10 protein-coding genes are annotated in these 21,784 nt (G+C 72.1%); 6 read left to right on the plus strand and 4 right to left on the minus strand.

The window, feature by feature from the left end; translation table 11 throughout:
* Positions 1-1,539, minus strand: a complete 1,539-nt coding sequence (locus ABTZ99_RS07865; RefSeq protein WP_499609256.1) for an ABC transporter substrate-binding protein — start codon at positions 1,537-1,539, stop codon at positions 1-3.
* 162 nt (positions 1,540-1,701) lie between these two features.
* On the opposite strand from ABTZ99_RS07865, the gene ABTZ99_RS07870 reads away from it, so the two are divergent.
* The 4 genes from ABTZ99_RS07870 to ABTZ99_RS07885 all read left to right on the plus strand — a co-directional run bounded on the left by ABTZ99_RS07870 (position 1,702) and on the right by ABTZ99_RS07885 (position 7,319).
* A complete protein-coding gene (locus ABTZ99_RS07870) occupies positions 1,702-2,343 on the plus strand; it encodes a TetR/AcrR family transcriptional regulator (protein ID WP_499609258.1) in 642 nt (213 codons plus the stop codon).
* A 53-nt stretch (positions 2,344-2,396) separates the two neighbouring features.
* On the plus strand, positions 2,397-4,673 hold the full coding sequence (locus ABTZ99_RS07875) for a glycoside hydrolase family 3 C-terminal domain-containing protein (RefSeq protein ID WP_499609261.1): 2,277 nt from the start codon (positions 2,397-2,399) through the stop codon (positions 4,671-4,673).
* 25 nt (positions 4,674-4,698) lie between these two features.
* Positions 4,699-5,874, plus strand: coding sequence for a glycoside hydrolase family 1 protein (locus ABTZ99_RS07880; protein WP_499609264.1), 1,176 nt, complete (start codon positions 4,699-4,701; stop codon positions 5,872-5,874).
* A gap of 395 nt (positions 5,875-6,269) precedes the next feature.
* Positions 6,270-7,319, plus strand: a complete 1,050-nt coding sequence (locus ABTZ99_RS07885; protein WP_499609266.1) for a matrixin family metalloprotease — start codon at positions 6,270-6,272, stop codon at positions 7,317-7,319.
* Positions 7,320-7,502: 183 nt separating this feature from the next.
* Here ABTZ99_RS07885 and ABTZ99_RS07890 read toward each other — a convergent pair whose 3' ends face one another.
* Together ABTZ99_RS07890 and ABTZ99_RS07895 are read right to left on the minus strand one after the other, a co-directional pair.
* Positions 7,503-9,593 (minus strand): tetratricopeptide repeat protein, encoded by a 2,091-nt coding sequence (locus ABTZ99_RS07890; protein ID WP_499609268.1) that lies wholly within the window; start codon positions 9,591-9,593, stop codon positions 7,503-7,505.
* Positions 9,590-12,682, minus strand: coding sequence for a WD40 repeat domain-containing protein (locus ABTZ99_RS07895; RefSeq protein WP_499609271.1), 3,093 nt, complete (start codon positions 12,680-12,682; stop codon positions 9,590-9,592). The genes ABTZ99_RS07890 and ABTZ99_RS07895 overlap by 4 nt, the downstream gene beginning before the upstream one ends.
* A gap of 58 nt (positions 12,683-12,740) precedes the next feature.
* Between ABTZ99_RS07895 and ABTZ99_RS07900 the strand changes: the two genes are divergently transcribed.
* Complete coding sequence (locus tag ABTZ99_RS07900) at positions 12,741-15,116, plus strand: AAA family ATPase (RefSeq protein ID WP_499609274.1); 2,376 nt, start codon at positions 12,741-12,743, stop codon at positions 15,114-15,116.
* Positions 15,113-17,248, plus strand: coding sequence for a WD40 repeat domain-containing protein (locus ABTZ99_RS07905; protein WP_499609276.1), 2,136 nt, complete (start codon positions 15,113-15,115; stop codon positions 17,246-17,248). The genes ABTZ99_RS07900 and ABTZ99_RS07905 overlap by 4 nt, the downstream gene beginning before the upstream one ends.
* 196 nt (positions 17,249-17,444) lie before the next feature.
* Here the strand turns inward: ABTZ99_RS07905 and ABTZ99_RS07910 are convergent, their stop codons facing one another.
* Complete coding sequence (locus tag ABTZ99_RS07910) at positions 17,445-21,692, minus strand: hypothetical protein (protein ID WP_499609279.1); 4,248 nt, start codon at positions 21,690-21,692, stop codon at positions 17,445-17,447.
* Between the last annotated feature and the right edge of the window lie 92 nt (positions 21,693-21,784).

Consider the following 21,784-nt stretch of genomic DNA (forward strand, 5'->3'; position numbering starts at 1 on the left):
TCAGCCGACCGACTGGTAGTTGTACAGCGACGGGACGGCCATGCCGGACTGGGGCCGCGCCGTGACGCCGCCGTCGGTGACCAGCGCGTAGGACATGCGGTAGAACGGGACGAACCACGCGTTCTCGACGAGGTGGCGGTTGAGGGCCCGCACGTCCTCCACGGCGTCACCTGCCGGCGCGGCCTGGATCTTCGGCGTCAGCGCCTTCACCGTGTCGTCGGTGTAGCCGAACAGGTTGAACGTCCCCGGCAGCACCAGGTCCTTGATGACCAGCCAGTCGTCGGCGGACTGGCCGAGGTTCATCACGAACCCGGAGAACTCGCGGTCGGAGAAGATGCGGCGCAGCGCGTCGCCCTGGTCGACGTCCACCCACGTGAGGGTGATGCCGACGTCGGCGAGGTCGGACCGCAGCGACGAGGCGATGGCCTCCGTGACGATGGAGGACATCCGCGGCATCTTCAGCTCGAAGCCGTCCGCGTGCCCGGCCTCCGCGAGCAGCCGCTTGGCCTTCTCCGGGTCGTGGGCGTAGTAGGAGTCCAGGTCTTCCTGGTAGGCGGAGGTGTCGGTGCCGAAGATCTGGCTCGTGCTCGCGCCCTTGCCCCGGCGGATCTGCTCCAGCATCGTCTTGCGGTCGATCGCGTGGTTGAGCGCCTGCCGCACCCGCACGTCGGCGAGTTCAGGGGTGACCTTGCCGGCGCGGTCGAACAGCAGGATGCCCTGGAAGTCGAAGTCCACCGGGGTGGTGGTGAGGCCGACGGCGCCGTCCAGGCTCGACTGCTGGTTGGCGTCCTGGATGACGGCAGTGTCGACCTGTCCGGTCTTGAGGCCGTTGACGATGGCGGTCTCGTTGTCGAACACGGTCATGGTGACGCCGTCGAACGGCAGGCGCTCACCCCAGTAGTTCTCGGCGCGGCGGTAGACCCACTTCGTCCCGACGACGGTCTGGGCGGCGTCCAGCTCGTACGGTCCCGTGCCGTCCGGGGTGGTCTTCAGCTTCTCCGCGTCGGCGAACGCGGCCGGGTTGGCCATGAGGCCCGCCGCGTCGGACAGGTAGTGCGGGTAGGCGGGGTCGGGGGCGTCCAGGTGCAGCACGACGTGCGTCGCGTCGACCACCTCGACCTGCTTGAGGCCGGAGAACCACTTCGCGTTCGCGCCCGTGCTCGCCTTGAAGCGCTCCAGGTTCGCCTTGACCGCCGAGGCGTCGAAGGCCGAGCCGTCGTCGAACTTCACGTCGTCGCGCAACGCCAGCGACAGCTTCGTGCGGCTCGGGTCCCACGTCCACGAGGTGGCGAGCATCGGGCTGTACGCGCCATCGGGCTCGCGCTTGAGCAGCGAGTCGTAGGTGGCCTGGAAGAAGGGCAGCGCGCCGCCGACCGCGGTGACCGGGTCGAGGCTCTGCGGGATGGTCATCGTGGCGATGTCGAGCGTCGGGTCGCTCTGGCCGGCGGCCCCACCGCCCGCTCCGGAGCACCCGGTCAGCACCAAGGCGACCGCCACCGCGCCCGCCGTCCCGACGGTGGGGAATCTGCGGATCCTCATGGGCAACTCCTGTCTGCGTGCCGGGCTTCGCTGCCCGCCTACCGGGCCTGATCGGACCGACGACCTAGAACTCACCATGTGGTAAGTTTTACGGGCCACATGGTAGGCACATCGGCGGGCTCGATGTCCAGACCACTTCGATAACGCCGCGGAGGAGACACGATGGCGAGTGCAGGCCCCGACCGCGTGAGGAGCGGCTCGCCGATCCCGGCCAAGCGGTACACGAAGGGCGACCGCACCAAGGAGCGGATCACCGACGCCGCCGCGGAGCTGTTCGCCAAGTCCGGCTACCTCGCGGTGTCGCTGCGGGACATCGCCGCGGCGGCCGGGCTGACCCACGCCGGCGCCCTGCACCACTTCCCGGGCGGGAAGGACGAACTGCTCATGCGGGTGCTCGAACGACGCGACCAGATCGACGCCGACGTCCTGTTCGACGAGCACCTCGACGCCTGGGACCACCTCGACCAGTTGCTCCACATCGTCGAGCGCAATGCCATGACGCCCGGCCTCGTCGCGCTGTACGCCAAGCTCTCCAACGAGGCCAGCGATCCCGACCACCCGGCGCACCGGTACTTCCTGCGGCGGTACGAGATCCTCCGCGAGCACTTCGCGACCATCCTCGGCGAGGCGGTGGGCGGCCGGGACCGGCTCGACCCCGAGGCGGCGGCGCAACAGCTCATCGCCCTGCTCGACGGGCTGCAGACGCAGTGGCTGCTCGCCCCGGGCACGATCGACATGCGCGGTCGCCTGCTGGACTTCCTCGCCCTGCTCGGCGTCGACGTGACCCGCTGGAAGTCGGGCTGACCCCCGGACGCCGAAGCCCCCGTCAAAGCTCACCGATGAGGAGACCGTCCACCATGGCCGACCACGAGGTCGAGCGCGCACCGCTCGCGCTCAAGGCATCGCTCACCTCGGGCAGCGACACCTGGCACTCGACCGGGGCGCCCGGCCTCGTGCGCTCGTTCCTGCTCGCCGACGGACCCCACGGCGTGCGCCGCCAAGGTGAGGGCGGCGACGCCCTCGGCATCGGCACGAGCGTCCCGGCCACGTGCTTCCCGCCCGCCGTGGCACTCGGCTCCACCTGGGACCCCGCGCTGGTGCGCAGGGTGGGGGAGGCCCTCGGCCGCGAGGCCGCCGCGCTGGAGGTCGACGTCCTCCTCGGTCCGGGCATGAACATCAAGCGCTCGCCGCTGGGCGGCCGCAACTTCGAGTACCTGTCCGAGGACCCGCACCTGACGGGACGGCTCGCCGCCGCCTACGTCGAGGGCGTCCAGTCCAGCGGCGTCGGCGCGTGCGTCAAGCACTTCGCGGTCAACAACCAGGAGACCGACCGGATGCGGGTCTCCGCGGAGGTCGACCAGCGGGCGCTGCGGGAGGTCTACCTCCGCCCGTTCGAGCACGTGGTGCGGACCGCGCGCCCCGCCATGGTCATGAGCGCGTACAACGGGATCAACGGTGTCCCGGCGAGCGAGAACCCCTGGCTGCTCACGCGGGTGCTGCGCGAGGAGTGGGGCTTCGACGGTGTCGTCGTGTCCGACTGGGGCGCCGTGAACGACCGGGTCGCCGCGCTGCGGGCCGGGCTGGACCTGGAGATGCCGCCGACCGGCACGGACGCGGAGGTCGTGGCCGCGGTCGAGCGGGGAGAGCTGGACGAGTCCGCGCTCGACGCGGTCGTGGACCGCCTGCGCCGCTTGGAGGAGCGACTCGGGGCCGCCCGGGCACGTGCGGCCGACGAGGAGTTGGCCGCGATCCGACGTGACAACGCCGAGCTGGCCCGGGAAGCCGCCGCCGCCGCGGCCGTGCTGCTGACCAACGACGGCGTGCTCCCGCTGGACCCGTCGTCACCGGGCGCCGTCGCGGTGATCGGCGAACTCGCCCGCACCCCGCGCTTCCAGGGCGGCGGGTCGTCCCGCATCGTGCCGACCGAGCTGTCCTCCGCGCTGGACGCGCTGACCGGCAGGCTGGGCGCCGACGTCGTCCGGTTCGCGCCCGGCTACGCCGTGGACGGTGTCGCCGACGAGGCGTTGGTGCTCGCGGCGGTGGAGGCGGCCCGTGACGCGCAGGTCGCCGTGCTCTTCCTGGGCCTGCCCGAGCACGCCGAATCGGAGGGCTTCGACCGGACCACGATCGACCTGCCCGCCGACCAGGTCGGCCTGCTGGAACGGATCGCCGCCGTGGCGCCGCGCGTCGTCGTCGTGCTGTCGAACGGTGGCGTGATCTCGGTGGCCGAGTGGCAGCACCACGCCAACGCGGTGCTCGAGGGCTGGTTGCTCGGACAGGGCGGCGGGGACGCGACGGCGGACCTCCTGCTCGGCGACCGGGCGCCGTCGGGCCGGCTCGCCGAGACCATCCCGCTGCGCCTGTCGGACCACCCCAGCTACCTCACGTTCCCCGGCGGCGACGGCGCCTCCGTGTACGGGGAGAGCACCTTCGTCGGCTACCGGTACTTCGACACGCTCGACCGGCCGGTCGCGTTCCCGTTCGGGCACGGCCTCACCTACACCCGGTTCGAGTACTCCGACCTGCGGGTGGCCGAGGTGGCCGAGAACGCGTGGGAGGTGACCTTCTCGGTGACCAACGCCGGAGACCGGGACGGGCAGGAGGCCGTCCAGCTGTACGCCGGACCGGTCGAGGAACACCCCACCCGGCCCCGCTCGGAGCTGCGCGGCTTCGCCAAGCTCGACCTGCGACCGGGCGAGACGACGGCCGTCACGCTCCCGCTGACGGCCGCCGACCTGCGGACGTGGGACGTGCGCGGTCAGCGCTGGGCCTTGGCCGCCGGTGACTACGCCCTCCGCGTGGGCGCCTCCTCGCAGGACGTGCGGCTGCGGGCCACGGTCCACAGCGACGGCGACCGCGTGCTGACGCCGCTCACCGCGCAGTCCACCATCGCCGAGTGGCGCGCCGACCCGGCCGGCCGGGAAGTGCTGGCCGCTCTGCTCGGACAGACGGCCTTGGGCGCCGCCCAGTCCTCCGTCGCGCCGGAACTGGTCCGGATGTTCCTGTCCATCCCGCTCGACAAGCTCCGGTCGTTCGGCCTCGGTGTCACGGCGGAGACCGTGGCGCGACTGGTCGAGCAGGCGCGGGCAGGGCAGGAGCAGCTGCTCGCCGCCGGCGCGTACCGGCGTCCGTGAGCGTTCGACAACACCAGGAGACACCGTGAACGCCACCTTCCCCCGCGACTTCCTGTGGGGAGCCGCGACCGCCGCGCACCAGGTCGAGGGCAACAACACCGCCAGCGACCTGTGGGCGTTCGAGAACGCGCCCGACTCGTTCCTGCCGGAGCGCAGCGGCGACGCGTGCGACAGCTACCACCGGTGGCGCGAAGACCTCGACATCGTCCGCGACCTCGGGCTCACCGGCTACCGGTTCAGCGTCGAGTGGGCGCGCGTCGAGCCCGCGCCCGGCCACGTCTCGCGGGCGCACCTCGCGCACTACCGGCGGATGGTCGAAGGCTGCCTCGAACGCGGCTTGACGCCCGTGGTCACCCTGCACCACTTCACGACACCGTTGTGGTTCCGCGCGGCGGGCGGCTGGACCGGGGCCGACGCCGTCGCCCGCTTCCGCGCCTACGTCCGCGCGGTGCTGCCGGTCCTCGACGGCGTCGAGTGGGTGTGCACCATCAACGAGCCCAACATGGTGGCCATGATGAGCGCGATGATGAAGCGCGGCGAGCGGCGGGAGAACGTGGCCGGCGCGATGCCCCCGCCGGACCAGGACGTCGCCGACGCGCTGGTCGCGGCGCACCACGTCGCCCGCGAGGAACTCGCCGCGTTGCCACGCGTCCGGTCCGGCTGGACGGTCGCGAACCAGAACTTCCAGGCCGTGGACGGCGCCGACGACCTCGCCGCCGAGTGGGCTTACTCCCGCGAGGACCAGTTCCTCGACGTCTCGAAAGACGACGACTTCATCGGCGTGCAGGCCTACACCCGGGTCGTCATCGGTCCCGACGGCCCGATCGAGCCCGCCGCCGACGCGCGCAGGACCCTCACCGGGTGGGAGTTCCACCCCGCCGCGCTGGAGGGCGCCGTCCGCCACACCGCCGACCGCGTCGGACCTTCGGTGCCGATCCTGGTCACCGAGAACGGCATCGCCACGGCCGACGACGCGGACCGGGTCGACTACACCCGCCGCGCCCTGACAGGCCTGGCCCACGCCATCGCCGACGGCGTCGACGTGCGGGGTTACCTGCACTGGTCGCTGCTCGACAACTACGAATGGGGCTCGTGGACGCCGACGTTCGGCCTGGTGTCGGTCGACCGGGAATCCTTCACCAGGACGATCAAGCCCAGCGCGCGCTGGTACGGCGAAGTCGCCCGCACCGGGACCGTCTGACACTTCACCCGCACCCTGCTCTTTCACCACAACGAAGTGGATTGACCCGTCGGGCGGATTGTCAACCACCTCCGCGACGCGGATCGTTGCAGCGAACCTGGCGAAGCGCGAACTCGGTACCCGCAGGATTGCGGATTTCCTATTCCGGCTTGAGTTTTCCGCGACGAGTGCTGCCGCGGATGACCCATGCCCGACTCGCCCGTCCCGAGGGGAGCTGCGGATGATCCGCTGATCGCGCCGCCCGTACGCCTGCCGTCCGCGTGGTGTCGGCAGAAGTTGCGAGGTCCCGTGGTGATTGCCGGAAGGCCGCAGCGCACGGCCACCTCGCGGGAAGGGAGCACATTTTGAGACGTACCGGTTATCGGATTCTGTCCGCGAGTCTGGCGGGTCTGCTGTTGTGTTCCACGACGTCCGTCGCGGAGGCTGACGGCGACGTCGTCTATTACGACTCGTTGCCGCCGGCCGCCGATGTCCAATCGTCCTACGTCCTCGATCCCGGGAAGTGGCCCGGGAGCACGATCACCTACTCGTTCGCGAACACCACGGGCGATCTGCCGATCGCGGCGCAGCGTGCGGCGGTCCGGGCGGCCCTCAAGATGTGGGCGGACGTGGCGCCACTGCGGTTCCAAGAGGTGACCGGGGCGGCCGACATCGAGTTCTCGTGGCAGACGGGCAATCACGGCGACCCCCTCGACCCGTTCGACGGCCCGGGCGGCGTCCTCGCCCACGCGTTCTTCCCTCCGCCCACCTACTCGAACCCGATCGCCGGCGACGTGCACTTCGACGACGCGGAGACCTGGACCGACGCACCCCGTGGCGACGACGGACAACCCTTCGACCTCGTCACGGTCGCGGCGCACGAGATCGGGCACGCGCTGGGCCTGCGGCACTCCGGCGACTCGTCGGCGCTGATGGCGCCGTTCTACCTCGGTTCGCACCGCTTCCTGGCTCAGGACGACATCGCAGGTATCCGGGCGAAGTACGCGCCGCCCACGAAGTGGTCGGACTACATGTGCCCCGGCACCGAAGTGTGCGCGATCGCCGACGTGAACGGCGACAACCGGGACGACGCGATCGCCGTGATCAAAGGGACCAGCAACGACATCTGGGTGGCGTTGTCGAACGGCACGACGTTCGGTCCGCCCACGATGTGGTCGGACTACATGTGTCCTGGTGTCGAGGTGTGCGCGATGGCGGACGTTAACGGTGACAACCGGAGTGACGCACTCGCCTTCACCAAGGGTACGACCAACGACGTCTGGGTCGCACTGTCGAGCGGCGCCGCGTTCGGTGCGCCGCTGAAGTGGTCCGAGTACATGTGCCCCGGCAACGAGGTGTGCGCGGTCGGCGACACCAACGGCGACGGCCGGCACGACACCGCGGCCTTCATCAAGAGCACCCAGGCGGAGCCTGACGCGCACGACATCTGGGTCACGCTCAGCTGAGCCCGGCCCTTGGTCGGCGGCGCCGCGGGAACGCCGCCGGCCAAGGGCCTCTGCAGTTCCCGCACCTGTCACCAGTCTCTTGTAGACAGTGGCGAGATCGGTCGCCACCAGACGAGGCGCAGCCGATCGCGGATCCACGTCGCAAGCCGGCGCCGGGATCGGCCCGGTTCGTCGTCGATCACATCACGCACGGCCCTGCTCGTCGGCGATCAGTTCGGTCAGCTCGGCGACGGTCAGCGGGGAGCGGTTCTCCAGCAGGGTGATCACCCGGTCCAGGCGATCCCTCCCCGTTGCGGGGTCGACCAGGGCGCGCAGGTTCCGGCACGCCGTGATGGCGTAGTGCAGGTTGCCCACCCGGTAGTGCAGCTCGGCGGCCGTGCGCAGGTGAGCGGCCGCCGAACGGGCGTCACCTGCCGCGAGTTCCAGGTCGGCCAGGCAGTCGGCCGTGTGCGCCAAGCCGTACAGGTTGCCGCACTCCAGGTACCAGCGTTGCGCCTGCCGGTGGTGGCGCACCGCGTCGGTCCGTCGTCCGGCGGCCTGGCCCACCCTGCCGAGGAGCCCGTGGGTGCTTGCCTGACCTGCCTCGTCACCGAGGGACGTGTAGAGGTCGAGCGCGTGTTCGGCCGTCTCCCGGGCTTCCCGGTGCGCGCCGCTGCGCAGCAGGACGCCGCCGAGCCCGTTCAGCGCGTTCGCCTGCCCGGGCAGGTCTCCGAACTCCTGAAGGATGTCCAGCGCCGCCCGGTAGTGCCGCAGGGAATCGGCGTGGGCGCCGGTTTCGCTCTGCGCGCGGGCCAGGGTCTGGAGCAGCCTCGCCTCGACTGGTCGGTCGCCGAGGTGCCGTGCGGCGGCCACGGCGTCGACGTGGGTGTCGGCCCAGTCCTGCCACCGCGCGGTCAGGTAGGCGTAGTTCGAGAGCACCCAGGGCAGTTGCCAGGTGTAGGGGTGGATTCCCTCGGCCGCCGCCGTCCTGGCCGCGGCCAGCAGGTCGTCGTACTCGGCGTCGAACCACGTCATGGCCGTCGCGCGGTCGGCGAGGTCGGGCAGCAGGTCGGGCCGCGCGCACGGTTCGAGGTCGACCGGGCGGCGGTGGCCGTTGACCAGCCGGTCGGCGCGGTTGGCCGCGTGGAGATGGTGGTTGAGCAGCGCCCGCAGGGCCGAGGACCGTCGCTCCGGCGGGTCGGCGCGCGCCTGCTCCCGGGCGAACGCGAGCGTGAGGTTGTGCGACGCGTAACGCCCGGCCGAGATCCGCGACACCAGGTGACGGCGGTCGAGCTCGGCGAGCGCACGGCGGGCGTCGTCCGGCCCGGTGCCGGTCATCGCGGCGACTGCCGGCGCGCTGACGCTCGTGCCTGGGTTCACGGCCAAGGTCCGGAACGCGGTCGCCGGCGACTCGGGGAGGTGGTGGTAGGACAGGGCGAACACCGCGCGGAAGTCGGCCGCGTCGGTCATCGTCAGTGCGTCCAGCGCGGCGTTGCGGTCCGCCAGCTCCCGCACGATCGCGGCCAGCGAGTCGTCGGTGTCGACCGCGGAGCGCGCGGCGACGATGCTCAACGCCAGCGGGTGGCCCGCGCACGCGGCGACGACCTGCCGCACGGCCTGGCGTTCCACCTCGGCCCGCCTGCCGAGGTGACGCTCGACCAGGAGGGTGGCCTCCGCGTCGGTGAGCGGCGCCAGGGTGACGCGGTCCGCGCCGTGGTGCAGGTGCAGCCCGTCCAACCTGTGCCGGGCGGTCACCACCGTGAAGCTGCCGGGGGACCGCGGCAGCAGCGGGCGCACCTGCTCGCTCTCCCGCGCGTTGTCGAAGACGAACAGCAACCTGCGGTCGCTCACCAGGCTGCGGAACAGGGCGAGCCGTCCGTCCGGGTCGGCGGGCATGGTCGAGGGCGGCACGTGCAGCGCGTCCAGCAGCACCCGGACCGCGGACTCGGGGGTCATCGGCGGGCGTCGTGGGTCGAAACCGCGCAGGTCCAGGTAGACCTGCCCGTGCGGGAACAGCTCGTGCGCCGCCTCACCCCAGTGGACCGCGAAGGAGGTCTTGCCGATGCCGGGTGCGCCGTCGACCACGCAGAGCCGGCTGCCCTGCTCCGTGCGCGCGAGTCGGGTCAACTCCTCCGACTCCCGGACGCGGCCGGTGAACCGTGGCGTCGTCGGCGGCAGGTTGCGCGGGACGTGGCGGGGCGCCGGGTGGTCGTGCAGGTGCACGCCACCAGCGATCAGGCCGGCCTGCACCGCCACCGAGATGGTCTCCCCGGAGACCGAGTTCTCCGCGTTCACCCGGGCTCCCCTCGTCGACCACGAGCGCCGTCGACCCCCGGCAGGACGGGGGTGGCGAAGTGGACGGCGCCGGACTCGCTCCCGGCGGCGACCCAGCTCCCGTCGCGGGCCATCGCCGCCGCGGTCAGGCCCGTGTCGACGGTCAGGCGTGCCACCTCGGCGCCTTCCCGCACGTCCCACAGCCGCACGGTGTGGTCCAGGGACACCGACACCGCGAACCGGTCGTCCCCGCGCAGCGCGACGTCACCGATCCGGTCCGCGTGGCCGGTCAGGTGCTGCCGCCACTCCCACGTCCGCAGGTCCAGCACGCCCAGCCATCTGCGCCACGTGTCGTCGAGCACGCAAAGCGCGATGTCGCCCGAACCGGTCACGACCTGGTCGACCGCGCTGAACGGCCCGGCCGCGCTCGGGCGCGAGGACAGCGTCCGGAGGTCCCAGACCCGCACGCACTCGTCGGCGTTGCCCCCGGAGAGCAACGTCCTGCCGTCCGGGCCGATGGCCAGGGTCGCGATGCCTTCGGGGTGCTCCTCCCAAATCCTGAGTGCCTCGCCGGTCCCCGCGTCCCACACCCGCACGGTCCGGTCCATCCCGGCCGAGACCGCGATGCGCCCGTCGGGGGTGATGGCCACGGCCGTGACCAGGCTCGTGTGGCCGCGCAGGACGTGCCGCCGGCCTTCCCTCAAGTCCCAGATAATGGCGGCCTCGTCGTACGCGCCCGAGACCGCGCGGGTGCCGTCGGCGCTGAGCGCCAGCGCGCAGACCTTCTCCCGGTGCCCTTCGAGGGTGTGGAGCAGCCGGCCGGTCCCCGCATCCCACAATCGCAGGGTGTGGTCGGCGGAACCCGACAGCACCCGGCGCCCGTCCGGTGACGCGGCCACCGCCCAGACCGCGGCGTCGTGCCCGACCAGGCTTCGCACCCGGCGCCCCGACCGCGGCTCCCACACGTGCAGCGCGTGATCGTCGGACGCCGACACCACGAGCCCGCCGCGCGGCACCTCGGCGAGGGCGTGGACGGGTCCGGTGCGCCCGTCCGGCGTGGTCCGCGTGTTCGGCCGGTCGAGGGCCCAGACGCGCACGGTGCGGTCGATGCCGCTGGACACCGCCGTGGTGCAGTCGCGGGACAGCGCCAGCGCACCCACTCCGTTGGAGTGCCCGGTCGACACGTTCCCGCACTCGCCGGAGGGCACGTCCCACACCCGGACCGTGCCGTCCTGCGACCCCGTGACGGCGACGTTCCCGTCGGGGGAGAGGGCGACCGCGTTGACCCGGTCGCTGATGTCGGCGTCGATGTGGAGGCTGCGGTGCACCGCGCGGCGGCCGAAGTCCCACACGTGCGCGCTGCCGTACAGGTCGGGCACCAGCGCCAGCGAGCCGTCGGCGGTGAGGGCGACCGCCTGCCCGGACACGTCGGGCAGGTGCACCACGTCCGCGGGACGGCCCTCCGGGAGCTCCCACAGCCGAAGGGTCCGGTCCCACGACACGGAGGCCAGTCGGCGTCCGTCGGCGGACACGTCCAAGCCGCGGACGTAGCGGGTGTGGCCGCGCAAGGTGCCGGCCAGTGCGCCCGTGTCGAGGTTCCGGATCTCCAGCGGGTGATCTTCGCAGGTGACGAGGAGCGACAGCGGTGACGGCCCGGCCGGTGCGGGTGACCCCGGTGCGGACACCCCCGCGGCGACCGCCACGACCCCTCCGGTGATCGCCGGGTCGCCGAACCTGGCGAGCCTCGCGCCGGACGCCAGGTCGTACACGCCGACGTGCTCGTCGTCGAGGCAGACGAGGCGGTCGTCGCCGATCACGGCGACGGACCGCGCGGTCCCCGCGTCCGGACCGGGCACGGACGTCCCGCGCGTCAGGTCCCAGTACTTCAGCACCCCTCCGCCGTCGGTGGACACGGCCAGCCGCGCGTCGGCGGTGACCGCCATCGACGTGACCGCGTTGTCGTGGCGCCCCAACGTCGCCAGCAGTTCCCCGTTGTCCAGGGACCACACCCGCAGTTGCCGGTCGGCGGTGACCACGTGGGGCCTACCGGGCACCAGGCAGAGCGCACCGATTTCCTCTGCGTGGCCCCGCAGGCGCATCGACACCTCACCCGAGCCGATCTCCCACACCAGCACGAGCCGGTCCCGCCCGGCGGACACCAGCCGTCCGTCGGCGGTGAACGCGAGGCAGCGGATCAAGGACGTGTGCCCCGGTCGGGTCGTCGTGACGGCGCCGGAACCCAGGTCCCACGAAGCGATCGAGCCGTCGTCCAGTCCGAAGGCGGCGTGCCGCCCGTCCGGGGACAACGCCGTGCTCTCACCGACCAGGTCGTCGCGGTGCAGTGCCCGCACCTGCCGTCCCGTGGCCAGGTCCCACAGCCGTGCCGTGTGGTCCCAGCCGACCGACACCGCCCGTCGCCCGTCCCCGGTGACCGCGATGGCGCGGACGAGCCGGTCGTGGCCCGCGAGGGTCGCCGTGCGCCGGCCCGTGGCCGCGTCCACCACGGCGATCGGGTGGCGTTCACCGGCCACCACCGCCTGTCGCCCGTTCGGTGTCAGCGCCAGCGCGAGTGGGGACAGGGAGTGCGGTGCCCAGGTGTGCAGCAGGCTCCCGGTCCGCAGGTCCCAGACCCGCAGCGTGCCGTCCTCGGACGCGGAGACCGCCCGCGCCCCGTCGGCGGTGACCGCGACCGCGCGGACCAAGCCCGTGTGACCGGTCAGCCGCTGGAGCGTCTTCCCCGTCCGGGTGTCCCACACCCCGAGGGTGTCGCGGGCCACGGGTGCGACGACCCCGCTCCCGTCGGGGGTGAGCGCCAAGCACTCCCCACCGCCGTCGCCGGTGGACAGGGTGCGCACCAACGACGAGGAGCGGCGCAGGCTCGCGCGCGACGGTTTCAGCCACGGCCTCCCGTCGTCCGCGGCAGCCGCGGTGAGCAGGACGCCCAAGCCGTCCGGCGAGCCCTCTGCCGCGTCCAACCGCAGCAGGAGTTGCGCGGCGAACTGGCCCGGGTCACGGGCGAGGACGTGGGCGCTCGCGTTGACCGTCGCGCCGATCGCCGAGAGGTCGGCCAACCGAGGGCCGGTGCGGCCGTCGATTGCGGTGCCGTCCATGTCCGTCGACGCTAGCATCGGGAGCGGTCCATAGGGATGACCTTTCCGGAGCAAGTCGATGCCCAGGGCAACATCACTCTTTCGAGTGTTCGTCAGTTCCACGTTCGGTGATCTGGAGGATGAACGAACGGCGTTGCACGAACGGGTATTCCCGAGGCTCGGCGCTTTGTGCGCCAGCCGGGGCGGCGAGTTCCAGGCCATCGACCTGAGGTGGGGCGTCTCCGACGACGCCGCGGCCGACCGGCGCATCACGGAGATCTGCCTGAGCGAGGTGGACCGCTGCCGGCGGGCCACCGCGCGGCCCAACTTCCTGCTGGTCCTGGGCGACCGCTACGGCACGAGCCTGCTCCCGCCGACCATCGACGCGGCGACGTTCGGCGAGCTGCGGCGCGGCCTGACCGATGACGCGGCACGACGCGTCGTGGACCGGTGGTACCTCGAAGACCGCAATTCGGTGCCCCCGGTGTTCGTGCTGCAAACCAAACGCGGACCACTGGGCGGCGAAGCGTGGGACCGCGACAAGGAGATGCTCCGATCGGCGCTTTTCCAAGCCGCGAAGAATTCAGAGGACGCCTCGGTGCAGCAATTCCTCCGCACTTCGCTGACCGAACAGGAAGCGATGCGCGGAATTCCCGAGAACGACCCGGGGGCACCAGGCGCCGTGCACGTGTTCCGACGCGTCCTGGACGGCCTGCCCGACGACGCGTCCGCGGGCAGGTACCGCGACCTGGTCGACGACGAGGAGGGCAAGCGGCCGGACCCGGAGGCGGCCAGGTCGCTGCGCCGGTTCCACGACGTGGTCGCGGAGCGGTTGCGCCTCGGCGGTCGCGCGGTCACCGAGTACCGGGCGGTCTGGGACGCGTCAGCGGGCCGACCGCGCAAGGACCACGTCGAACCCTGGTGCGAGCAGGTCTACGCCGTGCTCGCCGCAGCGATCGACGACGAGTTCCGAGCGGCGGCACGGCTCGAGTCGCACCTGTCGGAAGAACTGGCCCACCAGGCGTTCGGCGCGGAGCGGCGCAGCGGCTTCACCGGCCGCCGGCGGGAACTCGACACGATCACCGAGCACATCCGGTCCGGCCCGGCGAAGCCCCTGCTGCTCGTCGGGGAACCCGGCATCGGCAAGACCGCGCTGCTGTCCGAGGCCGCCCACCGGCTCGCCGGCAGCCGCCCGGTCGTCGCCCGCTTCATCGGCGCCACACCGCGTTCCGCCGACGTCCGCACCCTGGTCGACGACCTCCGCCGCACCGTGCCCGGAGTGGCCGGGAGCGCCCGCCCGGACGGCGAGCCGCTGACGGAGGTGGCCGCCCTCGCCGCCGCCTTCCGGGAGGAACTGGCCGCCGTGCCGGCCGATCCCGGCGTCGTGCTCGTGCTGGACGCGCTGGACCAGCTGGCGGGCGCGCCCGACCTGAGCTGGCTGCCGACCGACCTGCCGGCCGGGGTGAGCGTGGTGCTGTCCGCCCAACGGGGCAGCGCTGCCGAGAGCGCCGCCGCCGCACTGGGCGCGGTCACCGTGCCGGTGGGTGCGCTGCCGACCGAGGACGGCGACGAGCTGCTGACCCGGTGGCTGGACGGCGCCGGCCGGACGTGGCTGGGCGAGGCACGCCGGGAGCTGACCGCACAGCAGAGGGCGGAGGTGCTCGGTTGCTTCGCGGTGCACGGCAACCCCCTGCACCTGCGCCTGGCCTTCGAGGAAGCCCGCCGGTGGGCGTCCTACGCGCACGTGCTGCCCGGCACGTTGGCCACCGACGTACCGGGCATCGTCCAGCAGCTGCTGGACCGGTTGGAGGCCGAGCACGGACCCGCGTTGGTGCGCCAGGCACTCGGCCTGCTCGCCGCCTCGCGGCACGGGCTGAGCGAGGCCGAACTGCTCGACCTGCTCTCCACCTCGGCGGAGGTGACCGAAGAGGTCGCGCGCAGGATGCCGCACTCGCCGCCGCTGGACGTGAGCGGGAACGGCGCCGCGCCCGGCAAGCGGCTGCCCCCGATCCTGTGGGCCCGCCTGCACGCGGACCTGGAGCCCTACCTCAACGAGCGGTCGAGCGAAGGCAGGGTGCTGCTCGGCTTCTACCACCGCCAGCTCGCCGAAGCGGTCACCGCGCGCTACCTCACCCAGCACGAGTCCGCCGCCGCGCACCGCCGGCTCGCCGAGTACTTCGCCGCCCAGCCGCTGGACCTCACCGACGGCGGGCGTTCCGCCGCGAACACCCGCAAGCTGCTCGAACTTCCCTACCAGCAGGCGCACAGCGGCAGCTGGGACGACCTGGGCGCGACCCTCGCCGACTTCCACTTCCTGCAGCGCAAGGTGGAGGCGGTGGGGATCGAGGAGCACGTCGACCAGCAGGGGCGCGTCGTCGTCACCCACACCGGCGTGTACGCGCTCCAGGACGACTTCGACATGGCGCTGCGGCTCTGGCCGCAGGAGCGGGCGTGAGCGCGCGGGGCAGGCGACCACACCCGACCCGCGAGGTGCTCGCGCACATCGCCCGAGCCCTGCGGCTGGAGTCCCACCACCTCGCCCGTCACCCGGAACTCACCTGGCAGCAGCTCGCCAACCGGCTCCAGTGGAGCCCCACGACCGCCGCCCTGGTCGACGCCGGGCGCCAGGACCCGCCGCCCGGTCCGGTCAGACTGCGGCCGCGGACACGTCCCCGTGAGTCGGAGGCACTCCTGCGGCGCCTGGAGCACGGACCGCGGTGGCTGACGGCCTGCGCCTTCGTGCCCGGCCACGACCTGATGGTCTCCGCGTGCACGGACCGGACCCTGGAGTTGTGGGACACGGCGTCCGGCCGGCCGGTGCGGACGCTGACGGGGATGTCCGCGAGCCCGCAGTCGTGCGCGGCCACGCCCGACGGGAAGTTCGTGCTGGCGACGACCGCCGGCCCCGCGGGTACCCTCCACGTCTGGGCGGTCCGCGACGGCCGGGAAACAGCCCGGGTCACCGCGCACACGCCGTCGTGCACCGCTTGTGCCGTCCGACCGGACGGCAGCGCGGTGTTCACCTTCGGCACCGACCAGTGGGTGAGGGAGTGGTCACTGCCGGAGCTGCGACCGATCGGAGAGCCGTTCCTCGCGCCGGAACCGTTGACCTGCGGTGCGTTGAGCCCCGACGGGTCGGTCCTCGTCTACGGGGGACGGCGAGGTGTGCTCTACGTGCGCAACCTCGCCGACTGGGGCCGGGTGACCGAACTCGTGCACGGGGCGCCGCTGTACGGGTGCGCCCTCGGCGCAGGCGGGCGGCCGGTGGCGACGTGCGGTGCGGACGGGCGGCTCGTGGTCTGGGACCTGGCCGGCGGTGGTGGAACCGAGATGACTCCCGCCACGACGCCGATCATCCACTGCGACGTCACCGCCGACGGCTCCCTCCTCGCCGCGGCTTCGGACGACGGTCGCGTCCACCTGTGGGAACTCCGCTCGTTCAGCGAGATCGGCGTTCTCGAAGCCCACACCACCACGGCGGTGAGCACTGTGCTGTCCGCAGACGGCGAGAAGGTGGCGTCGGTCAGCGGGGACGGCACGGTGTGCCTGTGGAGCGTGGCGGCGGCGACCGGCTCGGCCCTCGGCGGCCACACCGGCCTGGTCGGCGACGTCACCTTCACACGTGCCGGCACGGCGCTGCTCACCTCGTCGTCCGACGGGACGACGCGGCAGTGGAACACGGCGACCGGTGACGAGATCGGTCCCGCCGTGCGCCATCCCGACGACGCCGTCCGCCACCTCCTGCTGGGGGACGACCTGGTGGTCGCCGCGGGTGAGCGGGGCGGCGTCCTGCTGATCGAGGACGTCGGCGCGCCGCCCGGGGCGGGGCAGCCGAAGGTGGTCGAAGTGGGTGAGCACGGATCGCAGGTCTGGGCTCTCGCACCGTTGCCGGGCGCACGGGCCGTCACCGCGGGGGCCGACGGGACGTGCCGGGTGTGGGACCTCCACGGACGGGTCTGCTGCTCGTCCTACCCGGGTGACAGCGAGCCCGTCCTGGCCTGTGCCGCGGCCTCCGACGGATCGGTGGTGTTCTCGGCGGGTGAAGGCGGCAAGCTCCACATCTGGGACCCCGCCACCGGCGTGGCGTTGTTCGTCGGGGACGACCGCACGTCGTCCATCCGTGCCGTCACCGTCAGACCCGATGACGCGGTGATCACCGTCGACGCGAGCGGGACGGCAACACTCCACCACCCCGAGACCGCGTGGACCCCCCAGGTGCTGGGCGCCGAGGTGGGGGGAATCCTGCAGACCCCAGCCCTGTGGACGGCCTCGGGCGACCTCGTCACCGGCGGCGCCGACGGAACCCTGGCGCTGCGACCGACCTGGGGCCGAGCGCGGCGGTGGCGCGCCCACCAGGGCCCGGTGCTCTGCGTGGCCGCGTCCCGCTCGGGAAGCCTGCTGGCCACCGGCGGCGCCGACCGCATGGTGGTGCTCTGGGACAGCGCGACAGGCCGCGAACTGGCTCGCTTGCCGTGCGCCGGCCGAGTGCACGGCATCGCCTTCCACCCCGACGAACGCGTCATCGCCTACGTCGGCGACGGCGGACTGGTAGGAGTGGCTGAACTGGACCATCCCGGCACCTGCTGACCGTGTCGCGACCGACGCCGTAGTCCACTGTGGTCGACAACGTCGACACCTGGCCGTGGGCGCACCGTCGTCGCGCACGTCCACTGGGCCGGGCAGTCCGAATTCCAGCACGATCCCCCCGATAGCTGCCGCCGACGCGCCACGCAGGTTCGTCATCACCCGCGGCCACCCCACCAGGTCGTCCACGAGTCGGGCGTCAGCCACCTGACTCGCGGAGGGCTGCGTCGAGCACGACCAGGTCCCATCCCGTGCTGATGACGACTTCGCCGGCGGGACCGACCTGAACGTCGCGGAGGCCGTTCTGGTGGAGGAGGACTTCGCCGGTGTGGTTGTGGAGGTTCCACACCCGGACGGCGTTGTCGTTACCGGCCGAAATGGCGTGAGGTGTGCCGTCGATGACGGTGCAGGCGATGGCGCGTACGGCTTTGGTGTGACCGGCAAGCGTCGCCCACAGGGTCTGGTCGGCGAGGTTCCAGACATGGATGGTCCGGTCGGCACCGGCCGCGAGGACGTGCGGCCGGCCGTGAACGAGCGTGCACGACACGGCTCGAACCGGTCCTGGTAGTTGGCCGAGCACTTTTCCCTGGGAGTCGCCGTGCAAGTCCCAGACGCGCACAGTGCGGTCGTCGGAGCCGGTGACGGCATGCGGTCGGCCGTCGATCGTCGTGCAGGCGATGGCACGCACTGGTTTTGTGTGACCGGCGAGCACCGCTCGGCACATCCGGTTGGTCAGGTCCCACACGCGGATCTTCTTGTCGTCGCCGCCGGTGAGAACGTGCGGGTGACCATCGAGGGTGGTGCAGGCGAGTGCCCGCAGGGGAGCGGCCTGTCCGGAAAGGGTGAGGCGCCACCTGCCGTTCGTGAGGTCCCACGCGGTGGCTTTCGCATCACCGCTGGTCACGATTGCGTGCGGTTGCCCGTTGACGGAGGTGACCGCGAGTGCGCGGACCTGACCGGCAGGACCGGTGTGACCGGATGGCCAGGGTCGGGTGGTGCCGTCGGCGAGGTGCCGCAGTTCGAACGTCCCGTCCCGGCGGCAGACCACCAGCATGTCCTGCCCGTCGACGGATACCGGGGCGGAAGCTGTCACGTCCGACCTCGCTGTGGCCGGACTCCTCGAGCTGGACGGGGTGCCGGGGAGGGGCAGGTTCCAGAGCCGTGCGGTGGCGTCGTCTCCCGCGGTCACAACGTGCGGGTGACCATCGATGGTGGTGCAGTCGACCGCGCGGACGGTTCCGGTGTGACCGGTCAGGGTGGCCCGGAGGTGACTGAGAGAAGTCTGGGAGTTCCAGACGCTGACGGTGTGGTCGGAGCCGCTGGTGATGAGGTGGGGCTGCTGGTTGATCACGAGGCTGGACGCCGACTTCACCAAGGATGAGGACTGGACACCGGACTCGCGCTCGACATCGGTGGAAGTGAGGTCCCACGAGTGAACGGTGTGGTCGGCGGTGCAGAGGACGACGTGCGGGCGGCCGGCAACGACGGTGGAGGTGACGGTCCGCACAGGGGACGGGCCACCGACTTCGGCGTAGCTGACCAGTTCGCCGTCGGTGAGGCGCCAGAGTTGGACGCTGTTCCCGCGCCCGGTCGTGACGACGTGCGGCCGGCCGTCCAGCGTGAGGACCGCGAGCGAGCGGGCGAGGAGCGCCGGGTCGTTGATGGTCGCGCGAAGGGATCCGTCGGTGAGGTTCCAGATCTGGATGTGCATGCCGCCGGTGGCGGTGAGCGCGTGCGGGAGTCCGTCGATGGTGGTGCACGCCACAGCGAGGACCGGCTTGCGGTAGCTGGTGAGGGTCACGCGAAGGGCGTTGTCGGCCAGGTCCCAGACGGCGATGTCCTTGTCGTTGCCGCCGACGACCGCATGGGGTCGGCCGTCGACCGCGATGCAGGCGATCGCGTGAACAGGTCTGGTCGGGTGGGGGGCGACCGAGCGCAACACGCCGTCGGCGAGGTCCCACACCCGGATCGTCCGGTCGTTGCCGGCGGTGACGGCGTGGCTGCGACCGTCCATGTCGAAGCAGGCCACGGCCCGGACCGAACCGGTGTGCCCGGTGAGGGTGGCCCGCAAGTGGGTGCTGGTCTGGTGTCCGGTCGCCCATCGCGGGCGCCAGGGGTGGGCACGTCCGAACGTCCGGGACAGGGTGCTGTCGCCGAACCGGAGCGCGTCGATCGACAGCACGAGTCGGCGTTGTGCCGGGGTGAGGGAACGGTGCGGCGTCGTTCGGTAGACGGCGCGGACAGTGGTCGCGGTCGGGGTGATCGCGTGGTGGAGCACCGGCAGGAGCGTGTCCGGGTCGGCGTGCACGAGGTACTCGGCGTCGAGGACGAGTTCGTCCATCCGCCCGGCCGCTGCTGCGTGGGTCGCCAGGTGCGCGCGGGCGTAAGGACTGGCACGTGCCCAGTCCATCCTGGCTTCCGGGCTGAGGGGGACGCGCTCGCGCAGGACGGTGGTGAAGGCATCGTGAACGCGGTGCGCGTCGGTGTCCTCGCGGAGGTGCTCGGCGAGGGCTTGGTGGTAGAGCCGGTAGGCGGAGCGGCCGTGATCGGTGTTCTCCACGATGTAGGAGCCCGCGTTCCGACGTAGCCACACGATGTCCTCGTCGGTGTAGCCGCGCCCGGAGATGCGGGTGGCCAGCGGAGCCCAGACGTCCTCCCACGGCAAGCCTTGGCCTTCGGCATGGGCCAAGGGGATGAGGAGGTCGCGGGCGCGGACGACGTCATCGCCGAGGCGGGCTTCCAAGTCGCGGCGCATGGCGTCACCGGGGACGCTGGGCAGGGATGCCCGCCAGACGCGGTCGCCGGGGTCGGTGACCGGGGGCTCGGCGGAGAGGGTCGTCGCGGTGATCCGGGCGACCAGGAACGATGTCCCGGCCGCCTCGGCGACGGCCTCCGCCACCTCGACGAGGCGGCGGCGTGGCAGCTCCCCGTAGGCGCTGTCGACGGTGGCGCCGAGCAGGTTCCGGATGGCGTACGCGGTGAGCGCGGGTCGGTCGGCGTACCGGGGTGCGTCGAGGTCTGTCACCAGTCGCTCGTCGGCACGGCTCAAGTCGGTGACCAGAACGGGCAGGAGGTGCGGGCGGGTTCCCACCAGGAAGCGGATCCGGCCCTGGGCGGACTCGACGAGCGAAGCCAGCAGCCCACCCGCGAGGTCCAGGGGTGCGGCGGCCTCGTCCAGGCCGTCCAGCAAGACGGTGAACGGCAACGTCCGCCCTGCCAGAGCCCTCAGCAGCTCCTCTGCTGTCGAGGCGTCCACGCGGGCGGCCGACGCCACCGCGTGCAGGACCTGCCCGGTCGTCAGGCCGCGGGCCGTGAGCCGCACGTCGACCGCTCCGCGAGAGGGCAGCAACTCGTCCGGAAGATCCAGCTTCTCCACCGGGACCGAGGGCCGTCGGTCGGGGTCGGAGAGCGCGGCCAGAATGCCGAGGACAGCGGACTTGCCTGATCCGGGCGCGCCCGTGACCACCCGCAGCGGTTCGGACGCGTCGGGGCGGTTCAGCCAGTCGGACAGGTCGCGGAGAGCATCACGACGCCCGGTGAACCACCACCCCCCTTCAGGCGCATCATGGCTGCCCATAGCACGCCGCAGCACGTCATTCCGGAAGGCGATCTCCTGTTTGTCGGCCGTGGCACGCCACTCGGCCGCTTTCTGGGATGCCAAGTCGACGCCGTCGAGTCCGTTGTCGTGCCGCGGATTGAGGAGGAACGGCGGTTCCGCACCGGTCATCCCGACCTTCGCGATCCCGATCCGCTGGTGCCCCGGTCGGTTCACGTTCTTGTTCATCTGCTCGACGAGGACCTGGGTGTCCAGGGTCGTGGGGCCGTGGCCCGCCACAGCCGCCGCGTCGACGGCGTCGCGCAGCAGCCTCGGGAACATCCCGACCACGGCTTCCTCATTGGGCTGAGAAGAGGCGACAACCACCATTCCCGCTCCGGGCTCCCGTCCCCACGTGTCGGTCAGCAGGCTCAGCGCCCGGGCGGCGATCTCGTTGCCGCCTCGACCGGAATGGCAGGTGTCCAGCATGAGCAGCAGCCGCCGCACCCGTGTGCCGCGGAGGAGCTTCGCCGTGAGGTCCGAGGTGGACAACGCGTCGCCGAGATCGTCCGGATGGGTGTCGGACGTGATCAGGACGTGCTCGCCGGTCTCCTCCAGCACATGCCCGTGACATGTGATGTAGACGGCCAGCATGTCCCGCTCGTCGAGCGGATCGGGCGCCCTCGGGGAGCACACGTCCCGCAACCCCGCCGCGAGCTCGTCCCGGGTCGGGTCGACACCGAGATCCGGCAGGTGCCGGTACCCGAGGCGCGTGGTGAACAGGTCTATGACGTCTCGACGGGCCGCGGTCAAGGTGGGCCGGTCCCACAGGTGGTGGTGCCGGTGCCGGGTCACCGCTGTCGCCACCAGCAAGCGCCTGCCCTCGGCGGGCCTCGGATCCCGCAGGTTCACGGCGCACCACGCTCGACCGAGGCGCGGGGTGCGCGGAACGCGGATGTGCAGGCGATCACGACGTCGGGCACCGAAAGATCGCGCACCGGTCC

Source organism: Actinosynnema sp. NPDC002837 (assembly GCF_040295345.1).
Taxonomy (GTDB): Bacteria; Actinomycetota; Actinomycetes; order Mycobacteriales; family Pseudonocardiaceae; genus Actinosynnema.

What these genes read in the sequence shown, in the direction of transcription:
- ABTZ99_RS07865 (WP_499609256.1), bottom strand. Translation starts at nt 1,539, where the DNA reads ATGAGGATCCGCAGATTCCCCACCGTCGGGACGGCGGGCGCGGTGGCG.
- ABTZ99_RS07870 (WP_499609258.1), top strand. Translation starts at nt 1,702, where the DNA reads ATGGCGAGTGCAGGCCCCGACCGCGTGAGGAGCGGCTCGCCGATCCCG.
- ABTZ99_RS07875 (WP_499609261.1), top strand. Translation starts at nt 2,397, where the DNA reads ATGGCCGACCACGAGGTCGAGCGCGCACCGCTCGCGCTCAAGGCATCG.
- ABTZ99_RS07895 (WP_499609271.1), bottom strand. Translation starts at nt 12,682, where the DNA reads ATGGACGGCACCGCAATCGACGGCCGCACCGGCCCTCGGTTGGCCGAC.
- ABTZ99_RS07900 (WP_499609274.1), top strand. Translation starts at nt 12,741, where the DNA reads ATGCCCAGGGCAACATCACTCTTTCGAGTGTTCGTCAGTTCCACGTTC.